The following is a 19,722-nucleotide window of genomic DNA, read 5'->3' as shown; positions in this document are numbered from 1 at the left end:
TGAAGTGTCGCACTATATTCATCATTATTGGCAGGTGTACTTTGAGTATGTGAATCTGATGAAGGATTTGTCCTACAAGCAAATTCCTCTTGGGTTGATCAGTAATTTTTATCAATATATCAGTCCTGAAGTGAGGGAACGCATGGAAGATGAAGCATTCGGTCAAGAACTGACAACCGCTTGTCCATTACCGGAAGAGATTCAGCCATTTTTTGATCAGCATAAACAGCAGATCAAGCGTATTGCTTATCGTCCGGCGAATGGAAAGGTATTGCTTCACTTTGAACACCTGCGTTTTACGGAACAAAATTACATGCGGTTCCATCCAAACCAAACGGTGGTGCTCGCTCGCTGGAAGAAGGCGGATTATTACGGATTACCCGTGATCAGTAAGCCGGAATTAGCCGGAGAGGTTAATAAAGAAGCCCACGCTGAATATATTGAAAAAGCAAATGCTCTCCTTAAACCTTACGCTCACCACCCTGTCTTTGGCAATGTCTTTTTTAGAGAAAAACTGCGGAAGGACATTGTGCAATTTATTGATGTCATTGACCAGATAGAAATGCTATTTCAAATGCAGCCGATTGCAGCTGTTATTGTTGGAACGACAGAGGATGTCTACAGCCGCGTACTCGCTTTGCAAACAGTGAAACGCCAGCTTACGAGTATCTGTCTTCAGCACGGCGCGCTTATGGGAGACGAAGCCTTTTTACCGATTTTTACGACTTGTCATGGGGTGTTTGGAAAGTATGAAAAGGATTGGTATGTAGACAAAGGCTGTCAGCCGGAACAGGTGGAAATCACAGGTCATCCGAGGTTTGATTTGGTGAAGGAGCGAACGCCGCTTCAACAGGATCTCATTTTTCGTAAATTGAATTTCAGTCCGGCTAAAAAGACCGTGCTTGTGGCAACGCAGCCGTTTTCTGAAGCCTTTTATGGCGATGTTCTTAAAACGATCGCCAAACGGAAAGACATTCAGCTGATCATGAAGCCGCATCCTTGGGAAATTGCTCGAAATCGATTAAATGACTATGTGTCTATTGAACGAGCGGGAAATCATGTGAAATTGATTAAAAAAGAAATTGATCTGTATGACCTGCTGCCATATGTGGATATCGTGATTACGCTCACATCCACAGTGGGTCTTGAAGCAATGCTTTTTGAAAAGAGTGTGCTGATCGGGAAAATGACAGAAGGCAGAAGATACCCATATTACGAGTCGCTTGGCAGCTATCATATGGAAAACCCTGTTGAACTAGCTGAGAAAGCCATTCGTATTTTGTCGGATGAACAAGAGATGAAACTGGCAAAGCAGCAAGGAGCTCAGTTCATTAAACAACATTATCCGCATGCGCGATCTATCGATGTTCTGCTTTCTCTGCTCAAAACAAAAACTGGTGTGGATTTTCAGAGATGAAGATAGGGGTGTGCAAGCGATATGGGAAAAAAGAGAGCACAATTTCTTCCTTATGCTCTGCCTTTCATTGAGCAGGAGGAAATTGATGAAGTCATTGGAACATTAAAGTCCGGCTGGCTGTCAACTGGACCAAAAGTAAGACAGTTTGAAGAAGAATTTCAGCAACTGACAGGTGCAAAACATGCGATCGCTGTCAATTCATGTACGGCTGCTTTATTTTTAGCCTTAAAGGCAAGAGGGATTGGGGCTGGGGATGAGGTGATTACAACCCCTCTGACATTCTGCGCAACAGCTAATATGATTATCCATACGGGGGCAGCGCCTGTATTTGTCGATATTGATCCAGCGACCCTCAACATAGATGCAGAGAAAATAGAAGCGGCCATTACACCACATACAAAAGCGATTGTTCCTGTTCACTTTGCCGGTCAATCGTGCGATATGGACCGAATTTTAGCGATTGCCAAAAAGTATGATCTATTTGTACTTGAAGATGCTGCCCACGCTCTTTACACAACGTACCACGGTCAGCCCGTTGGATCCATTGGTGATGCGACCGCTTTTAGCTTTTATGCAACGAAAAACCTAGCGACTGGTGAAGGCGGCATGCTGACAACAAATGATGATGCGCTTGCTGCTCGGATTAGAAGACTAGCGCTCCATGGGATGAGCAAGGGAGCGTGGAATCGTTATGGAGAAAAAGGAACGTGGTATTACGAGGTCGAGGAACCAGGCTATAAAATGAACATGTTTGACGTGCAGGCATCGTTAGGGCTTGTTCAGTTAAACCGTCTGGATGACATGCAGGCACGGAGAGAACAGATTGCAAAAGCATACAATCAGGCTTTTCAAAAAGAAGCGGGTCTGATCCTGCCGCCTGTGCATCAAGATGGAAGACATGCATGGCATTTGTATGTACTACAAGTGAATCCAAAAGAAGCATTCATCACGCGGGATGAACTGATTGATCAACTGCAAAAGGAATATAAAATCGGCACGAGTGTTCACTTTATCCCTGTTCACTTGCATCCATACTATCAGGAAACATATCACTATTCACCAGAGGATTTCCCTGAGTCACTCGCATACTACAAGCAGACGCTCTCACTGCCGCTCTATCCAAGTATGACAGATGAAGATGTGCAGGATGTTATCACAGCGGTGTTGTCTATTTTAAAAGAACAGAGGGCATCATCATGAAGGTCGTTCATGCTGTAGATGATCAGGTGCTCGCTGCTTGGCTGGAGAAATACGGTCAACAAGCGGAACAAATGAACGGCTTCAAGCAGTTTGCTCTTGTTAATGGCGCCCAGCTCAAAGCAGTCCTGTTATATGAATGGTCAAAATGGGAAAGCGGCATTTTTGATCAGCATATTTTTCATGTGAAGTTTGTGGAAGCGGAGTCAGCGTCTTCTTTTCAAGAATTGATGGAGCGTTTCATCAATTGGATGAGAACTGAAAAATGCGATTTTTTCTTTTTACGTCTTGAAGCGTCTGATCTTGTAAAAAACCGTATCGTTCAAAGACTGTCACATGTGTACTATGTGGGAGGTCTCACTCGTCTTGAGGCGCCGCCTGTTCATATGGAGCTTCCATCAACAGGTGAAGATGTGGTTATTAGTCTGCCGGATGAAAAGGATTACGATGAGGCGGTCTCACTTGCTCATCAGGCGTTTGGGAAAAGCCGATACGCACTTGATCCTTTTTTAGATCAGAATGTCGTCCAGCATTTCTTTCAGGAATGGATGAGAAACAATTTACTCGGACGTGCAGATATCAATCTCGCGGCAAAGGTGAATGATGAAGTCATTGGTTTGATTCAAGGGGTGACAAAGGGAGATGAACTAGTGCTTGATTTATTGTCCATTAGACCGGATGCACAAGGAAAAGGGATCGGAAAAAAGCTCGTGATGGCGATAATAAAAGCCTCTTATGAGAGAGGGCATCGGTTTATGTCTGCCGGAACTCAGATGCATAACACAACCGCGATTCAGCTGTACGAAAAGCTAGGCTTTAGAACAAAAAATGCCTTCTTGTATTACCATGTGTGGCCGAAAAAAGGAGAGAGGTAAGATGGCGCATTTCTATATTGGAGATCGCAAAGTAGGGGATGGTGCGCCTGTCTTTATCATTGCAGAGGCAGGCATTAACCATGATGGAAAGCTGGATCAGGCGCTTGCTTTAATTGATGTGGCAAAAGAAGCAGGTGCCGATGCGGTGAAGTTTCAAATGTTTCAAGCTGATCGGATGTATCAAAAGGAACCGGGTTTGTACGAAACAGCCGAGGGGGAAGAGGTGTCTATTTTTTCTTTAGTGGAACAAATGGAGCTGCCGCCAGAATGGCTCCCGGTGTTATTGTCACGTTGCGCGGAAAAAGGGCTGATATTTTTAAGCACAGTGTGTGACGAAGAATCTGCGGATCTATTGAATCAAACCGATCCGCCGGCTTTCAAGCTGGCATCCTATGAAATCAATCATCTGCCTCTTATGCGTCACACGGCATCTTTTCAAAAGCCCATCATATTCTCAACAGCCGGGGCAACCATTTCGGATGTCCATGAAGCATACGAGGCGATTACAAGCGAGCAAAATCAGCAGGTCGCTATCATGCATTGCGTAGCAAAGTATCCAGCACCTAGAGCTTACACGAATCTGCGTGTGCTTCAAACTTTAGCTGCGGCATTTCCCGACGCAGTCATTGGCTTTTCTGATCATAGTGAGCATCCAACTGAAGCGCCTGTAGCTGCTGTGAAGCTTGGGGCAGCAATCATTGAAAAGCATTTTACAGTCGATAAAACGTTACCTGGGGCTGATCATTCCTTTGCGCTTGATCCTGAAGAATTGAAGGAAATGGTTCAGCATATTCGAGCGGCAGAAAAGCAGCGGAATTTAAAAGAAGCTGATATTCATTCAGTGCCAGAAGAGCTCCTTGGCAGTTCTTATAAAACGACAACAGCTATTGAAGGCAAGATTCGTGAATTTGCGTATCGAGGCATTTTTACGACAAAAGGCATTGCGAAGGGCGAGACATTGACCGCAGAAAATCTAGCCGTGTTACGTCCAGGACAAAAAAGCCAAGGTCTGCATCCAAGGTATATGACGGTTTTACTTGGCGCAAAGGCTGTCAGAGATATCCCAGCCCATACAGGGGTTTCGTGGAAAGATGTACTCATGAAGGAGACGTCAAATGATCAATGATGTCCTTTTTGTCATACAGGCGAGAATGGGCTCAACAAGGCTGCCAAAAAAGGTAATGAAACCGATCGGCGGTATGGCGCTGATCGACCTGATTGTTGAACGAGTAAAGCAATCAGATCATTACAATCACAAAACGCAGAATCTCATGATCGCCACAACAGTTGAGGCAGAAGATGATCTGCTGGCCCATTATTGTCTCTCCAAGGGCTATAAAGTATTTCGTGGCAGTGAGACGGATGTACTGCAGCGATTTGCGCAGATTGTCCGTCATTTTGAACCGCAAACCATTGTGCGTTTAACAGGAGATAACCCATTTATAGATCCGGTCCTTTTGTCGAAAATGCTTGAAAAACATAGACAAGAGAAGGCTGATTACACGTATACGGCTGGAACGCCACTGGGTATTTCCGGGGAAATGATCGACGCACAGATTTTAAGTGAAATCGACAATTTTCCCCTTACGCAGCCAGAGCGTGAGCATGTCACGCTCTATATCAGAAAGCATCCTGAGCAATTTCACCTGCAATTATTCACACCGCCCAAAGAACTTGCATATCCTGCTTATCGATTCACGATTGATACAGAAGAAGATTATGTGTTTGCGACCCGTTTACTAGAGAAAGCTGGCGGCTCCATTGCTGTGCCTACGGCTGAACTCATCACCATTTGCGAACAAGACCCTGATATTGTTCGGTTGAATCAATTTGTGAAACAGAAGGATGCTGAATGAACAAGAAAATCATGATTGTTGTGTATGGTGGGTTTTTAAGAGGGATGGGGCATGTCGTCAGAATGAAACGGCTGGCAAATCAACTGCTTCAAGAAGGAAACGACATATCTTTCTATACAAATGAACAGATCTGTGTAGAAATGCTCTCAGGTCCAGATTGGCACGTTCATTTGGTGCAGGAGTCGAAGGCATTCCTTCAGATGGAGCAGGACATAAAAGAGCTGAATCCAGATCTTCTGCTGATTGATGTACTTGATTGTGACCTCCAATTTCTTCGATTGATCAAAGCGTCCTCCGGCTCTGCAAGGCTGGTTTTATTTGAAGAAATAAGAGCAGAAGCTTGTCAGCTTGCCGATGCTGTCGTGAACGGCATTTATGGCGGTCTGGACGAAAAGCACATGCAAGTAGATGGGACAGAATATTTTTATGGAACACCTTATTTATTGTTAGATCAAGAGATAAGCCGATTAAAAGACACATATGAGGTTCGAAAAGAATGCAAAAAGGTGGTCATCAGCCTTGGGGGCAGTGACCCATGCGGATTGTTATCAAAGGCTGTATCAGCACTCCTCGAAGCTGACCACTTACACATCTTAGCGGTTACAGGAAAAGCCTCCCGCATTGAAGAACAAATAGAGGCTGAGCATATTCAATTCATTCGTCATACAGATCAATTACTTGCACGCCTTTCGGAAGCTGATCTGGCAATAGTGGCTGGCGGGATGACGTTATACGAGGCAGTTTGTATCGGAGTGCCCAGTATTGTCCTTTCACAAGTCGATCACCAAGCAGTGACAGCCGCTCGTTTTGCACAAAAGGGAGCCTGCCGTCATCTTGGATTAGGTGAACTTGTGGATGAAAAAGATATACGATGTGCTGTGGAAAGGCTGTCCGGCAGCTATTTTCTCCGCAGGAGCATCCATCTCAATGGACGGACACTCATCGATGGAAAAGGAACTGAACGAGTGAAAAACATTCTTATACACCTCATGAATCATCACCAAAAAGAACATAAGGATGTGTAGATGTGAAGGGAGTTATTTTAGCAGGAGGAAAGGGATCACGACTGGCGCCTTTAACGAAGATTTTCAATAAACATTTATTGCCGGTTGGTCCATATCCAATGATTTATTGGTCATTGTTCAAATTGAAGGAAGCAGGGATTTTAGATGTGATGGTCATATCACAAGAAGAACAAATCCCGCTGTTTCAAAAGCTGCTTGAAAGCGATCAGGAACTGGGGATGAACATCGTATATCAGGTACAGCCTGAAGCGTCTGGGATATCAGACGGCTTATCCTATGCAAAGCCCTTTGTTAAAGGGGAGAAGTTTGTGCTGATGCTTGGTGATAATGTATTTGAGGATTCGCTAAACCCTTTTGTTGAAGCCTTTCAGCGGCAAGATAGAGGAGCCAAGGTTTTGTTGAAAGAAGTGGCAGATCCAAACCGGTTTGGCATTGCAGAAATTGATGCCACGCGCCAACGGATTTTATCAATAGAAGAAAAGCCGGAGTATCCGCGCTCATCTTACTGCGTCACGGGCATCTATTTTTATGATCAAGAAGTCTTTCAATATATTGAGAGAATCTTGCCGTCAGATCGAGGCGAATTAGAGATTACAGACGTGAACAATCTCTATATCTCAAATAGCCAGCTGACCTATGATATGTTAAAAGGGTGGTGGATTGATGCAGGAACACATGAATCTCTCCACGAAGCATCTGCGAAAATGTTTGAAACGATGAAGAAAAAAGAGGGATCCGAATGACGAAGTCTTATTTAATTACAGGTGGAGCGGGTTTTATCGGACTGAATTTTGTGAAGCTGCTGCTTCAGGATACAAATATCAGGCTCACCGTTTTTGATAAATTAACATATGCCAGTCATCCAGACGAGATGGATGAATTATTAAAGTTGTCTCATTTTCGGTTTATTCAGGGGGATATTACCCTTCAGCATGAGCTGGATCAAGCATTTGACGAAGTCTATGATGCAATCATTCATTTTGCGGCAGAATCGCATGTTGATCGCAGCATTGAATCGGCAGAGCCTTTTATTCAAACAAATGTCCTCGGAACGTATCGTATGCTTGAAGCAGTCTTAAAAGGAAAGGCGAAAAAGCTCATTCATATTTCAACAGATGAAGTATATGGAGATTTGGAGCCAGATGATCCTGCTTTCACAGAACAAACACCACTTTCACCGAATAATCCTTATTCAGCAAGCAAGGCGAGTTCAGACCTGCTTGTGAAATCCTATATCCACACTCACCAATTACCCGCGATGATTACACGATGCAGCAACAATTACGGACCGTATCAGCATGAGGAAAAATTAATACCGACCATTATTAGAAAAGCAGTCAATGGAGAGAAAATCCCGATTTATGGAGACGGCCGACAAATTCGCGATTGGTTGTATGTAGAGGATCATGCGAGAGCTGTGAAGAAGGTGCTCGAAAACGGCACAGCCGGGCAGGTATACAATATTGGCGGCGGCAATGAGAAAACAAATCTCGATTTAACCAAAACGATTCTATCACAGCTTGGAATCAGTCATGATCAAATTGCGTTTATTCAAGACCGAAAAGGACATGACAGACGGTATGCCATTGATGCCAGTAAGCTAAAAGGCGATCTCGGCTGGACGCAGGAGACGTCATTTGAAGAAGGTATCGAAAAAACGATCAATTGGTATCGAACCAAATACGATCAGAGCGAAGAAGGGTGACGGATGAAAGTTTTAATCACCGGTGCAGGCGGCCAATTAGGGAAAGAATTGAGCAGACAGCTCAAAGAAAAAGACATGACCGTCATTGCCTTAACGAGGAACATGCTCAATATCACAGACCAGCAGGCAGTTAGACATGCGATGAGACACTATCAGCCTGATATTGTTGTCAGTGCAGCAGCCTATACATCTGTTGATCAATGTGAAACAGAAACCGAAAAGGCGTATCTTGTGAATGGCATTGGCGCCTACTATACAGCCCTGGAAGCAAAGCGCGCAGGCGCTGATGTGTTACATGTCAGTACAGATTATGTGTTTGACGGGCAGGCGGACACCCCTTACCAAGTCGATGCACAAGCAGATCCTCAAACCATTTATGGAAAGAGTAAGAAGCTTGGTGAGGAATTGATTCAGCTTGTGTCAGACGAAGTGAAAATCATTCGTACCTCGTGGCTTTACGGACATGAGGGGCATAACTTTGTGAATACCATTCTTCGGCTCGCTGAAACGAAGGATCATTTGCGCATTGTGAACGATCAAATAGGGTCTCCTACTTATACAAAGGATACAGCCGAGGCCTTGATTCATTTGTTTGATCAGAAGGCAGGCGTGTACCATGTCAGTAACCGAGAAAGCTGTTCCTGGTTTGATTTTGCGTCAGAAATTGTGATGAAAAGCGGCTTGTCCGCTACAATTGAGCCGATTTCCACGGAAGAGTACGGCTTCCAAACGCCTCGCCCAGCCTATTCTGTCTTAGATCTTCAAGCGATTGAAGCCACCGGCTGGCAGCCGAGGCATTGGAAGGATGCACTTTACGAATATTTGCAGAAAGAAGGGAGATGGCAACAGCATGATTGATGGTGTTCAAACGAAAAAACTCATGAAACATTGTGATGACCGCGGCTTTTTTGCAGAGCTCATTCGAGATGATGAACCGATGCTGAAACGCTTTGGTCAGGCGTCATGGTCGAAAAGCTTTCCAGGCGTGATCAAAGCCTTTCATTATCATGAAAAACAAGACGACGTTTGGTTCTTCCCGGCAGGTCATGCACAGGTTGTGTTATATGATTTGCGAGAGGACTCTCCCACAAAGGGGCAAACCGATGTGTATTATATGGGGGAAGACAATCCGATGCTGCTTCTCATCCCAAAGGGTGTCGCGCATGGCTACCGTGTACTAGGTGAGACGCCGCTGCAAATTGTGTATTTCACAACAGAATCGTATGACCCGAATAACCCAGATGAAAAGCGAATTGCTTGGAATGACGAAACGATCGGGTTTAATTGGGAAACGACATTTAAATAGAGAACGGGGGGCCTTTCGGAAAAGAAAGGTCTTTTTACTTTTATACAACAACAGTCCTTCATTTCTCTAAGCACCTCGTTCACGTTTATAGCTGACAAAACTGACGATACAACCAACAAGCGTAATGAGTGCACATACAAGCCCTACCGTATGATAGCCGAAATGGACATAAACAGGTCCCATCAGAGCGGACCCAAGCATAACGGCAAGATTGGAAGCAAGGCTGTAAAAAGCCATCACTTTGCCTCGGTGGGTTTGAGAGCAGTCGCTCAGGACGGTGCTCAAAAGCGTGACGGATAAACTTTGCATGGCACCCCAAATAAATAAAGCGAAAATGAGCAATGTCCATGAGAACGGTGCATAAGGAAGTAAGGCAAGAACGAGCGTAATGCCGCCCAGCACAAAGAAAAGTGAGCGTGTTTTGCCAAACCAATCAGCTAATTTCCCGGTAAATATACTCATGGAAAAACCAACGCCATAAGCCATGATCAGAAGTCCAGCTGTTGATTGCCCCCCAGAAAACAGACTTTGCAGGTAAGCCCCTAAAAATGAGTACATGCCATAAAATCCAAGCATGTTACAAAATGTCACGGTCAAATAGGCAGGGACTCGGTCGATTTTTAAAGCCCCCCAGATAGAGCCTGATTTCTCCCTAGCTTGAGATGCCTTCGGATCAGCTGCTGCGACTTGTTTTCGAGATTCAAGAATGACGAGCAGCAGGACAACGAGACTCATCATGGCGAAAATCCAAAATGTCCAGCGCCAGTTCAAACTTTGACCAATAAAGGCGCCAATGGGCACACCAAGAACAAGAGAAAGAGACCAGCTCGATACAATGAGTCCCATCACTTTGCCGCGATATTCATATGGAACCCGGTCGCCCACGAGAGCATAGGCTGTTGGCACAAATACACCAGTCGCCAGCCCAGAAATAGCTCGGCCTGCAAAAAACACGGCCAAATTGGGGGCAACAGCACACATCACTGTTCCAATCAAAAAGAAAGACAGCCCAATAATCAAACACAGCTCTCTTGAATACCGGTCCCCTAAAGGAACGAGCAGCGGAGCCCCAACCAGCACAGCTAACCCATAAATGCTGATGGAAAGAGCGAGAATATCAAGAGAGTGCTGAAAGGAGTTTGATAAATCAGGCAGCAGTGGTGAAATCACCAGCTCTTCCGATCCCGCCGCAAAAACGCCAAGTGTGAGTGCAATGGCAAGTGTGATGGGAAATGTTTTAGAAGCCTGGCTGTCTAAAGATTCTTTCATCAAGTGATCCCTCCATACTTGCTTTTTCATTCAATTCCGTTAAAATAAATTCTACCATTATTTAGTTTTATTTTACATTTCGCATCATAAGTATTATCATAAAATACTTTTCAAAAGGAACGATTTTTGGATAGGAGAGGTACGAATGAAAATCACCGATGTAGATGTGCATATTTTAAATGAATTGAGAGAAGATGCCCGCTTATCCATGAGGGAATTGTCCAAACGAGTGAATTTATCAGCACCTGCGGTAGCAGAAAGAGTACGTAAATTAGAGGATGCAGGGATTATCGAAGGGTATTCTGTTCAGGTCAATTATAAAAAATTAGGGCTTCTGATTGACTGCCTGCTGGAAGTTACGGTGTTAAATGGGGAGTATCAGCGTTTTGTGACTTTTATGAATGAGCATCCACGCGCCTTTTTTGCTTATCGAGTGGCAGGGCAGTCTTGCTTTTTCATTAAGCTGTCAGTTTCTTCTCTTGAAGAAATTGAAGCCTTTATTCAAGAAGTGTCTGGATTTACAAAAACCGTCTCCCATATTGTCTTGTCAGAGCACTCTTTTTCCCATCCAATTCAGGAACGCTTGAAACAAATAGAAGAGCCAAAAATGACCGTGGTGAAATAAAAAAGGACCTGACTCAGGTCCTTTTTGTTCGTCTATCTGACTGATAGCTCATAATTGTAATGATAAGACCAATAAATGTCACAGCTGCAGCAAATAACGGAACAAGCTGTAAATGTGTGATTTCGATAGCAAGACCGCCAAGCGCTGCACCGCCGGCATTCCCAATATTAAAGGCAGAATGGCTGAGCGTTGATGCGAGTGTCGGTGCTTCATGTGCCATGTTCATCGTGCGGTATTGCAAGGTAGGAACAAGAATAAATGAAATGATTCCCCAAACAAAAATGGTCAGCACGGCAGGCACTTTGAATTCGGAAGTGACTGTAAACAATAACAGGACAGCAATGAGCAGGATCAGTGTCACCATAATACTTGGCATCAGCCTCCAGTCAGCAAGCTTTCCGCCAACTAAATTCCCGATAGTGACCCCAAGTCCAAATAGGACAAGGATGAGCGTCACCCCATTTTCCTGAAAGCCAGTGACTTGCAGCAAGATTGGGCTGATATACGTAAAGGCTGTAAATACACCAGCAAAACCAAAGATGGTCATTGCAAAGGAAACGAGTACTTGTGGTTTTTTCAAAACGGATACTTCATTTCGAATATCGAGTACTTCTTCTTTCGACTGATTTGGGACTAAGCTGATGATACCAATTAAGGAAATGAGCCCAATGACGGCAATGACTAGAAAAGACATACGCCAGCCGAATTGATTTCCGATAAAGGTACCGAACGGCACACCGAGTACATTGGCAACTGTCAGTCCTGTAAACATGAAGCTGATCGCGCTTGCGCTTTTCTCTTTAGGCACAAGCCGTGCAGCCATAATGGCTCCGACGCCAAAGAAGGTTCCATGAGCAAATGACGTTAAAATACGGGCGGCCATTAATAGACCATAAGAGGTCGAGACAGCGGCAGCAGCATTTCCCGCAACGAAAAGAATCATTAACAGAATGAGGAGACGTTTCCTCGACATTTTTCCAGTCGATAACGTTAAAATAGGTCCGCCAACTGCGACACCAAGTGCATATCCAGTAATCAGCTGTCCTGAAGCAGAAATTGATACATGAAGGTCGTGTGCGACATTTGGTAAAAGTCCCATGATGACAAATTCAGTCATGCCAATCGAAAACGCACCGAGCGTTAACGCAAAAATAGCGATGGGGAAGTTTTTCATGATGTGATCACCTTTCTAAACAAATACATAAAAAAGCTTCGGAGAGATCCGAAGCTTTAAGATTTTATCATACATGGAAATAAGACGCCAGCTGCTCGTTTGCTAATCGGTTTCCAACAAAGAAGGAACCAAATTCGCCGTAGCGTGCACTGACTTCATCAAAGCGCATTTCATAAACCAATTTTTTAAATTGAAGCACATCATCAGAGAAAAGGGTAACGCCCCACTCATAATCATCAAAACCAACAGAACCTGTAATGATCTGTTTTACTTTCCCAGCATAGCTTCGGCCAATTAAACCGTGGCTTCTCATAAGAGATTTACGCTCATCCATGGAAAGCATGTACCAGTTGTCATTGCCAGAACGTCTTTTATCCATTGGATAGAAGCACACGTATTGAGAAGAAGGAAGCTCTGGATATAAGCGAGCACGTACATGCGGGTTCTCGTAAGGATCTCCGCCATCGCCGCCTCCTGCTAAGTAGTTGCTGAGCTCAACAACTGAAACATAAGAATAAGCTGGAATCGTAAACTCTGCTAGTCGTGTCTTGTTGAATTCGAGTTCAATTTCACCTAGTTCTTCCATTGTCGGACGTAAAATCATGAGCATAATATCTGCTTTTTGGCCGACAATACTATAGATTGTTTGGCTTCCAGCTTTATCTTGCTCAGCTGTTTTCCATTTTTCCAATAGACCTGTGAATTCATGAATGATGGCTTGGCGCTCATCACTTGTCAGCAGCTTCCAAGCTGTCCAGTCGATTGTTCTAAAATCATGCAGCGCATACCAGCCATCTAGTGTTTGAGCTGCTTCATTTGTTGTATGTTGTTCGCTCATTTCTTTCACTCCTATTAACAGTTTTCCATCTGTTCCAACTATAACATAGTTTGTCCAAATGGAGATGTGATCAAAACTTGAACGAGGAAAACAGCTTTTCTCAAAATTGATTAAATTAGTTTGAAAAATAAGAATTTAATTTGTAAGCGCTATAATATAAGTTGGTAGTTTGAATTTAGGTAGAAGAAGAGTATGCTTAAAAGAGAACGCTTTTTTTGTAAAATCAAGGAGGGTATTGAAGTGGCAGATATTTTTTCAACAGTTCAGGAAAAGGTTGCAGGTAAAGGAGTAAAGATCGTTTTTCCTGAGGGAATGGACGAACGCATTCTAACAGCCGTTCAAAAACTAGCAGATGGCAAAGTATTGCAGCCAATTGTGGTAGGAAAAAAACAAGAAGTTGAAGCTAAAGCAAAAGAATTAGGTCTTACACTTGATGGTGTTGACGTGTATGATCCTCATACATATGAAGGTTTTGAAGAGCTTGTACAAGCTTTCGTTGAAAGACGTAAAGGCAAAGCAACAGAAGAGCAAGCAAGAAAAGCATTACTAGATGAAAACTATTTCGGTACAATGCTTGTGTATAAAGGTCTTGCAGATGGACTTGTGAGCGGTGCGGCACACTCAACTGCTGACACAGTGCGTCCAGCACTTCAAATCATTAAAACAAAAGAAGGCGTAAAGAAAACATCTGGCGTCTTCATCATGGCTCGCGGCGAAGAGCAATATGTGTTTGCTGATTGCGCAATCAACATTGCTCCAGACAGCCAAGATCTAGCTGAAATTGCGATCGAAAGTGCAAACACAGCCAAAATGTTTGATATCGAGCCACGTGTGGCAATGCTTAGCTTCTCTACAAAAGGCTCAGCAAAATCAGACGAAACAGAAAAAGTATCTGAAGCAGTTCGCATTGCAAAAGAAAAGGCACCTGAGCTTGTACTTGATGGAGAATTCCAATTCGATGCAGCTTTCGTTCCTTCAGTAGCAGCGAAAAAAGCGCCAGATTCCGTCATCAAAGGCGACGCCAGCGTATTTGTTTTCCCTAGCCTCGAAGCTGGAAACATTGGCTACAAAATTGCACAGCGCTTAGGTAACTTTGAAGCTGTAGGTCCTATCCTTCAAGGTTTAAACCAGCCAGTAAACGATCTATCAAGAGGCTGTAATGCCGAAGACGTTTACAACCTTGCGCTTATCACAGCAGCTCAAGCACTATAATGATCTCGACAAAGGCAGCCAGTACGATAGATTCGTGCTGGCTGTTTTTTTGATGACAAATGTGTACAATATAGGGGGAAAAGAAAAAATTTTGATCGTAGATAAAGCCGATAGAATGGGCAGGTGCTATAATGGACGATTTAATACATAAGCTTCAGCATAAGGTCGCGGGATTAACAGAGGCACAAAGGAGAATTGCAGATTATATCGTGCAAAATCCAATGGAGGTTGCGTTTTTAACTGTAGATAAATTGGCGTCAAAAGTAGGGACGAGTACAGCGACCATCATGAGATTCTCTGCTGCTGTAGGGTATTCCGGTTTCTCCGAGCTTCAAAAAGAGCTTCAATCAAATATGAAGCATAAAGCTGCTCCTCAAACGAGACTTGAAGCGAACCTCAAGCATTCAAATAAAAGTAAGCTCCTGCATAATCATGTCGAGCTGCAATTTCAAAATATCCAGTACGCTTTAGACAATATCACAGAAGAAACCTTTCAGCATATTGTTGAAAAAATAGCCAGCTCTCGCCAGGTTCTGTGTACAAGTGTCCGAAGTGGAAGACCTGTTGGAGAGTATCTGTCACAAGGAATCAATCGCCTACTGGGGAACTGTCAATATATTGATGCAGACAAAAGTGACTGGGTCGACGAACTCGTTCATTTTCAATCTGATGATTTCATTATAGCGGTCAGCTATCCTCGCTATGCAAAGCGTATAAAGGATTTGCTGGAGGCAGCGAAGTCATATGGGGTGGAAGTGCTTTTAATTACAGACAGCTACAGCTCTCCACTAACCAAGTATGCACAATATGTATTACCATGTTCCTCAGCAAGTGCGGGCTCTCATAACTCTGTCGTATCTGCTATCTTTATCGTAGATTACATTTTAAGTGCCTTAGCCATTAATGACCCTGAAAGGACAAAACCTCGTTTAGATCAAATCAATCATATGTTAACGAAAATGAGTTATCACACAACACATTAGTCGTGTGGTGACTCATTTTTTTTATTTTAAAATTTTCTGAAAGCGCTTTACTAAATAAAAATGAGATGGTATGATCTTATCACAAAAGTAATATATATTACTTTATATAAAATTAAATGTAATGAATATAACTCAAAGGGGATGATGGAAACAATGGGTACTGTTCAATTCGTGTCAAATGATCTAATAGATCGGGCAAAAAAACTGAGCTCGACCTTGCTGGCAGATGTGATGGGAAGCACCGGCGCGATGGATCATCAAATCAAACCAGTTGCAAGAGGCATGAATATAGTAGGTACAGCTTTTACCGTCAGCTTACGGCCAGGGGATAATTTATTTCTTCATCAAGCGATCTATTCTGCGAAAGAAGGAGATGTACTGATTGTTGATGGAAAAGACCATAAGGGCCATGCATATTTAGGGGAATTGATGGCAGGTGTAGCAAAGGTTGCAGGAATAGAAGGAATCGTGATTGACGGGCTTGTTCGCGACAAACTCGCTTTAGAGGAACTGGCTTTTCCGATATACAGTAAGGGGTTTATGCCAAATGGACCTTTTAAAGATGGTCCTGGGGAATTGAATCAAATCATCTCTTGCGGCGGTGTCAAAGTAGCACCAGGTGACTTAGTCATTGCAGACGATGATGGAGTCGTCATCGTTCCAAAGGAGAAGGCGGAACATCTGCTGACACTAGCGGAAGAGAAACAAGCGTATGAAAATCAGAGATTAAAAACGATTCAACAGTATGTGGACGAAGGAAAGCAAGACATCAGTCTTTTAGCACCGGCATGGCTGGAAGGCAGAATGAAAAAATATCAGGGATAGGGGAGAATCGGTGATGAAGATAGGCTTTATTGGATATGGAGAAGCGGCATATGAGTTGTCAACAGGATTGAAAACAGAAGGATTAGATCAGTTTTATGCGTATGATGTACTTTTACAAAATGAGAAATTGTCTGGTGCGTTGAAGGAAAAAGCATCGCAGACAGGAGTTCAATTAACCAGCAGTATTAGTGAAGTCATTGAGAAATCTGATATTGTCATTGCTGCTGTGCCAGCAAATAAAACCTTAGAAGTGGCCCAATCCGTATCGGGAAGTTTGAAAGAGAATCAATTATATGTAGATGTATCGGCATCAACACCAGACATCAAAAAACAAGTGGCAAACGAAATTGAAAAGCAAAAAGCTCTATTCGTAGATGCTGCCATGCTAGGGCCTCTTCCAGTTAACAAACACAAGGTTCCGATCACGGCAAGCGGAAGTGGAACTGACCAATTCATGAAAGTAATGAATGCTTATGGCATGAATATCACAAAAATCAGTGACCAGCCAGGAGATGCTTCGGCCTTGAAGCTGATCAGAAGCGTTTATATGAAGGGGATCGTTGGTCTCATGGTTGAATTTTTGGAAATTTCAAAAAAGTATAACGTGGAACATCAAGTGATTTCTTCACTTAGCGATACAATGGACAGCAAAAGTTTTGAAGAGACCATGAACCGTCTTGTGACAGGGAGTGCACTTCATGCGAAAAGACGCGCGATCGAGCTTCTTGGCTCTATTGAAATGCTGGATGAAGCAGAGGTTGATGCCAGTATGTCTCGGGCAGCACAACAGAAGCTAGAGAGATTAGCAGAGTTTCAATTCGCTGAACGGTTTAATGGGAAAAAGCCGGCCAGCTGGGAAGAAGTCATTGACGTGATGCAGCAAGGGCAATAAATTGTAAGCGTTTTATTTAACGAAGGGGAGGCGAAAAAACGATATGGGTTTTATTGCGTTGATTGTATTCATAGCTGTCATCATTATATGGAATGTCGTCGTGAAGCGGAATATGGGAGAAGCCATGCTATTAGGCTTTATTGCAACCACATTATTTGGCGGATTGGATGCATTAAGACTGTTCTGGGATGGATTAAAATTTGCATCCACATATGAGGTGCTCTATGCAGCTGTTGCATTTGTACTCATGGCCTATTTAATCGAAAAGCTGGAATTAATTCATGCACTCTTGCGAATCTTAAATTCGGTTGTAGGAAAACTTCCCGGTGGAGCGGCTTATATGAGTACGTTAGGTTCAGCAGTCTTAGGTGCACTTTCAGGTTCAAATTCTGCAAACACAGCGGCCACTGGCTCTATCACAGCCTCTTGGATGATTAAATCAGGCTGGAGCCGAACGCATACAGCGACCATTTTAGCAGGGAATGGCGGACTTGGGGCGGCACTGCCTCCGAACTCTTCAATGTTTATCATGCTGGGGTTTGCACCAATTGCAGCCCTTGTATCTGAGGGAGATTTATATATTGCCCTGTTAATAGGAGGGCTGTATCAAGTCGTATACCGTTTTATTCTTGTGTATATTCTGGTGAAAAAGAATAAAATTCAGGCCATGCCGCCAGATGATATTCTTCCTTTTAGGGAAGCTGTGAAACAAGGGTGGAAGTCGATCTTTATTTTTTTCGGTGCCTTGATTCCTATCATTGTCACGATAGGTCCGCTGGCAAACTACTTGAAAAGTAATCCAAACATTGGACCAGAGGCAATGGATCAAATTTCTTTAATTACGTGGATTCCGATTCTCATGATGTTGATTAGTTTAACAATTGGGAGAAAAAAGGCGTCTGCACTAGATTGGTCTCAGTTTTTCAAGTCGGCTATACCTAAGTTTACAACGATCGGTGCCTTGATGCTGTTTGCTGTTGCTGCTAGTCAGGTGCTTGCTGAATTAGGATTGGCAGAAGATTTGACGCAAATCACATCAGTGCTTACCATTCCGAAATGGCTCATGGTGCTCATTGTGGGTATTCTTGTCACGCTGGTGGCTGGACCATTATCTTCTACAGCCACATTAACAGCTGTTGGACTTGTCTCATTTTCAGCTTTAGTCTCAGTCGGAGTGGATCCAGTTGTGGCTGTTGTCGCCATTCTTGCTTTTTCATCAACAGAAGGCGCTTCCCCACCGGCATCAGGATCAATTTTCATTGCTTCTGGTCTTGCAGGAGCCAGACCGGAGAAAACGTTTATACCGCTGATTCTCTACTATATGCTGCCGATCGTAGGAATTGGCTGGCTCATCGGAATGGGAATACTTCCAGTATAGAAAGGAGAAACACATGAGAGCATTGATGGAATTTTTATTTAAAGTGCTGCTTGTCCTGTTCTTAACGTCAGGAGCCCTGTTGGTATTCGGTCAAATACTAGGGATTCTTTTGCAAAAGGGAGATATGATCATTGCAAGTACAAACCTATTCAAAAACCCAACATTGGTGTTAAGTGCCTTTTTCAGTCTTGTTGGTTTCTCTCTAAATTATATTCCTGAAAAGAAAGACACCTCATTTAGCGATCATCCATCTGCATCAGCAGGTGAATCGCTCAAATAAGCAATAAAAAGCTGGGTTCAGTAAATGAATCCAGCTTTTTTGCGCGCGAGAAATAGGTATTAAAACCCAATACGTACGATTCATTTTTTGGTAAGTTCACTTTCAATCATATGCCTCTTGTGCTAGTAAATGGTAACATGACGGAGGACTATTTAAGGAATAGAGGTGTTTGACCATATCTGGAGCAATCATCGGATATAAAGCAGCCTTGTATTCATTAAAGGCAGATATATCTATCAAAAAAGAACAAATCATCGAACTCAATATGTGCCGAAAAGAAATCAAAGAGGCAAAGTGGGCCCTGTCAGATGCCAGCAAAAAAATCACACATCCAGACCTGACATCACATACATGGTTTGGCCATTTGGCAGACACGTTTGATGACATTCGAGACGAAATGGCTTCCGCCAGTCAGGAAATAAAAGGTGTACAGCTAACCAATCTATTAAATCGAATCAATGAGAAAATCAGTGATTTAACATCGGATATCCATTCGTTAGAACATGAAATTCATTCGGTTGAAAGAAAAATAGAGAAAGAAAAGCAGAAACAACTGGAAGAAAAAAGAGGGTAGTCACATGACAAGAGAAATTAAAATAGATGCCAGTCAGGTCAAACAAGTATTACAGCATGCAAAGCAATCAGGCGCTCAAATGAATGCAGCCCTTCCAACCACCATCAAAGGGAGAAATCATCTCCTGACGGCAGACACATTAGAAAAGATCAATCAGCAGCTGAACGAATTAAGTACATCCTATATAGGCATTCTTCAGAAACAGCTTGTACAAACAGAACAAGCGGTGAACACCATGATTGAAACGGACAAGGCGCTTGCTTCCAGCAGTAAAAGAAAATAAAGGAGAAC

Annotated in this window: 22 protein-coding genes; 19 read left to right on the top strand and 3 right to left on the bottom strand. The window is 43.3% G+C overall.

Translation table 11 applies throughout. The features are described 5' to 3' along the window. The first annotated feature begins 4 nt into the window (after positions 1-4). From MHH61_RS07400 to MHH61_RS07355, 10 genes are read left to right on the top strand one after another with little or no spacing between them, the layout of a single operon-like run. Positions 5-1,417: a CDP-glycerol glycerophosphotransferase family protein gene (locus tag MHH61_RS07400; RefSeq protein ID WP_073207818.1), complete on the top strand. Its 1,413-nt coding sequence runs from the start codon at positions 5-7 to the stop codon at positions 1,415-1,417. A 21-nt stretch (positions 1,418-1,438) separates the two neighbouring features. Then, on the top strand, positions 1,439-2,617 hold the full coding sequence (locus MHH61_RS07395; RefSeq protein WP_125585814.1) for a DegT/DnrJ/EryC1/StrS aminotransferase family protein: 1,179 nt from the start codon (positions 1,439-1,441) through the stop codon (positions 2,615-2,617). Beyond that, complete coding sequence (locus MHH61_RS07390; RefSeq protein ID WP_034621873.1) at positions 2,614-3,489, top strand: GNAT family N-acetyltransferase; 876 nt, start codon at positions 2,614-2,616, stop codon at positions 3,487-3,489. Before MHH61_RS07395 ends, MHH61_RS07390 begins: the two co-directional genes overlap by 4 nt. A gap of 1 nt (position 3,490) precedes the next feature. Next, positions 3,491-4,615, top strand: coding sequence for an N-acetylneuraminate synthase family protein (locus MHH61_RS07385; RefSeq protein ID WP_368004467.1), 1,125 nt, complete (start codon positions 3,491-3,493; stop codon positions 4,613-4,615). Beyond that, the gene (locus MHH61_RS07380) at positions 4,605-5,345 is read left to right on the top strand and encodes an NTP transferase domain-containing protein (protein WP_029707507.1); all 741 of its coding nucleotides are present in this window, start codon (positions 4,605-4,607) and stop codon (positions 5,343-5,345) included. Before MHH61_RS07385 ends, MHH61_RS07380 begins: the two co-directional genes overlap by 11 nt. Beyond that, complete coding sequence (locus MHH61_RS07375) at positions 5,342-6,370, top strand: PseG/SpsG family protein (protein WP_025093840.1); 1,029 nt, start codon at positions 5,342-5,344, stop codon at positions 6,368-6,370. The genes MHH61_RS07380 and MHH61_RS07375 overlap by 4 nt, the downstream gene beginning before the upstream one ends. A 2-nt stretch (positions 6,371-6,372) precedes the next feature. Then, on the top strand, positions 6,373-7,113 hold the full coding sequence (locus MHH61_RS07370) for a sugar phosphate nucleotidyltransferase (protein ID WP_125585818.1): 741 nt from the start codon (positions 6,373-6,375) through the stop codon (positions 7,111-7,113). Beyond that, entirely contained in the window at positions 7,110-8,075 is a 966-nt protein-coding gene (gene rfbB, locus MHH61_RS07365; protein ID WP_125585820.1) for a dTDP-glucose 4,6-dehydratase, read from the top strand. The genes MHH61_RS07370 and rfbB overlap by 4 nt, the downstream gene beginning before the upstream one ends. Positions 8,076-8,078: 3 nt before the next feature. Next, complete coding sequence (rfbD, locus tag MHH61_RS07360) at positions 8,079-8,933, top strand: dTDP-4-dehydrorhamnose reductase (protein ID WP_125585823.1); 855 nt, start codon at positions 8,079-8,081, stop codon at positions 8,931-8,933. Beyond that, positions 8,926-9,381 carry a dTDP-4-dehydrorhamnose 3,5-epimerase family protein gene (locus MHH61_RS07355; protein WP_034281274.1) on the top strand — a complete coding sequence of 152 codons (456 nt, stop codon included), beginning with the start codon at positions 8,926-8,928 and terminating at the stop codon, positions 9,379-9,381. Before rfbD ends, MHH61_RS07355 begins: the two co-directional genes overlap by 8 nt. Before the next feature lie 66 nt (positions 9,382-9,447). On the opposite strand, the gene MHH61_RS07350 is transcribed toward MHH61_RS07355, so the two are convergent. Beyond that, complete coding sequence (locus tag MHH61_RS07350) at positions 9,448-10,650, bottom strand: MFS transporter (protein ID WP_125585824.1); 1,203 nt, start codon at positions 10,648-10,650, stop codon at positions 9,448-9,450. A gap of 145 nt (positions 10,651-10,795) precedes the next feature. Between MHH61_RS07350 and MHH61_RS07345 the strand changes: the two genes are divergently transcribed. Further along, a complete protein-coding gene (locus tag MHH61_RS07345; RefSeq protein WP_024423795.1) occupies positions 10,796-11,275 on the top strand; it encodes an Lrp/AsnC family transcriptional regulator in 480 nt (159 codons plus the stop codon). 13 nt (positions 11,276-11,288) lie between these two features. On the opposite strand, the gene MHH61_RS07340 is transcribed toward MHH61_RS07345, so the two are convergent. Together MHH61_RS07340 and hemQ are read right to left on the bottom strand one after the other, a co-directional pair. Next, positions 11,289-12,449, bottom strand: coding sequence for an MFS transporter (locus MHH61_RS07340; protein ID WP_125585826.1), 1,161 nt, complete (start codon positions 12,447-12,449; stop codon positions 11,289-11,291). Positions 12,450-12,516: 67 nt separating this feature from the next. After that, entirely contained in the window at positions 12,517-13,287 is a 771-nt protein-coding gene (gene hemQ / locus MHH61_RS07335; RefSeq protein ID WP_024423793.1) for a hydrogen peroxide-dependent heme synthase, read from the bottom strand. 240 nt (positions 13,288-13,527) lie between these two features. Here hemQ and pta point away from each other — a divergent pair, with 240 nt between their 5' ends. The 8 genes from pta (at position 13,528) to MHH61_RS07295 (ending at position 19,714) form a co-directional block, all read left to right on the top strand. After that, positions 13,528-14,499: a phosphate acetyltransferase gene (gene pta, locus MHH61_RS07330; RefSeq protein ID WP_024423792.1), complete on the top strand. Its 972-nt coding sequence runs from the start codon at positions 13,528-13,530 to the stop codon at positions 14,497-14,499. Positions 14,500-14,630: 131 nt separating this feature from the next. Continuing rightward, complete coding sequence (locus MHH61_RS07325; RefSeq protein ID WP_056765504.1) at positions 14,631-15,482, top strand: MurR/RpiR family transcriptional regulator; 852 nt, start codon at positions 14,631-14,633, stop codon at positions 15,480-15,482. A gap of 153 nt (positions 15,483-15,635) precedes the next feature. Continuing rightward, positions 15,636-16,307, top strand: coding sequence for an RraA family protein (locus MHH61_RS07320; protein ID WP_024423790.1), 672 nt, complete (start codon positions 15,636-15,638; stop codon positions 16,305-16,307). Between the two features lie 13 nt (positions 16,308-16,320). After that, positions 16,321-17,199, top strand: a complete 879-nt coding sequence (locus tag MHH61_RS07315) for a prephenate dehydrogenase/arogenate dehydrogenase family protein (protein WP_098677137.1) — start codon at positions 16,321-16,323, stop codon at positions 17,197-17,199. A gap of 43 nt (positions 17,200-17,242) precedes the next feature. After that, a complete protein-coding gene (locus tag MHH61_RS07310) occupies positions 17,243-18,577 on the top strand; it encodes a TRAP transporter large permease subunit (protein WP_125585828.1) in 1,335 nt (444 codons plus the stop codon). Between the two features lie 13 nt (positions 18,578-18,590). Next, positions 18,591-18,857, top strand: coding sequence for a hypothetical protein (locus tag MHH61_RS07305; RefSeq protein WP_024423787.1), 267 nt, complete (start codon positions 18,591-18,593; stop codon positions 18,855-18,857). Positions 18,858-19,032: 175 nt separating this feature from the next. Continuing rightward, entirely contained in the window at positions 19,033-19,431 is a 399-nt protein-coding gene (locus MHH61_RS07300) for a DUF5082 family protein (protein WP_024426388.1), read from the top strand. Between the two features lie 4 nt (positions 19,432-19,435). Then, positions 19,436-19,714 (top strand): YwqI/YxiC family protein, encoded by a 279-nt coding sequence (locus MHH61_RS07295; protein ID WP_024423785.1) that lies wholly within the window; start codon positions 19,436-19,438, stop codon positions 19,712-19,714. The last annotated feature ends 8 nt before the right edge of the window (positions 19,715-19,722 follow it).

This window comes from Bacillus sp. FSL K6-3154, from assembly GCF_040869395.1.
In the GTDB taxonomy this organism is placed as follows: domain Bacteria; phylum Bacillota; class Bacilli; order Bacillales; family Bacillaceae; genus Bacillus; species Bacillus safensis.
This window is presented reverse-complemented; position numbering and strand designations above follow the sequence as displayed.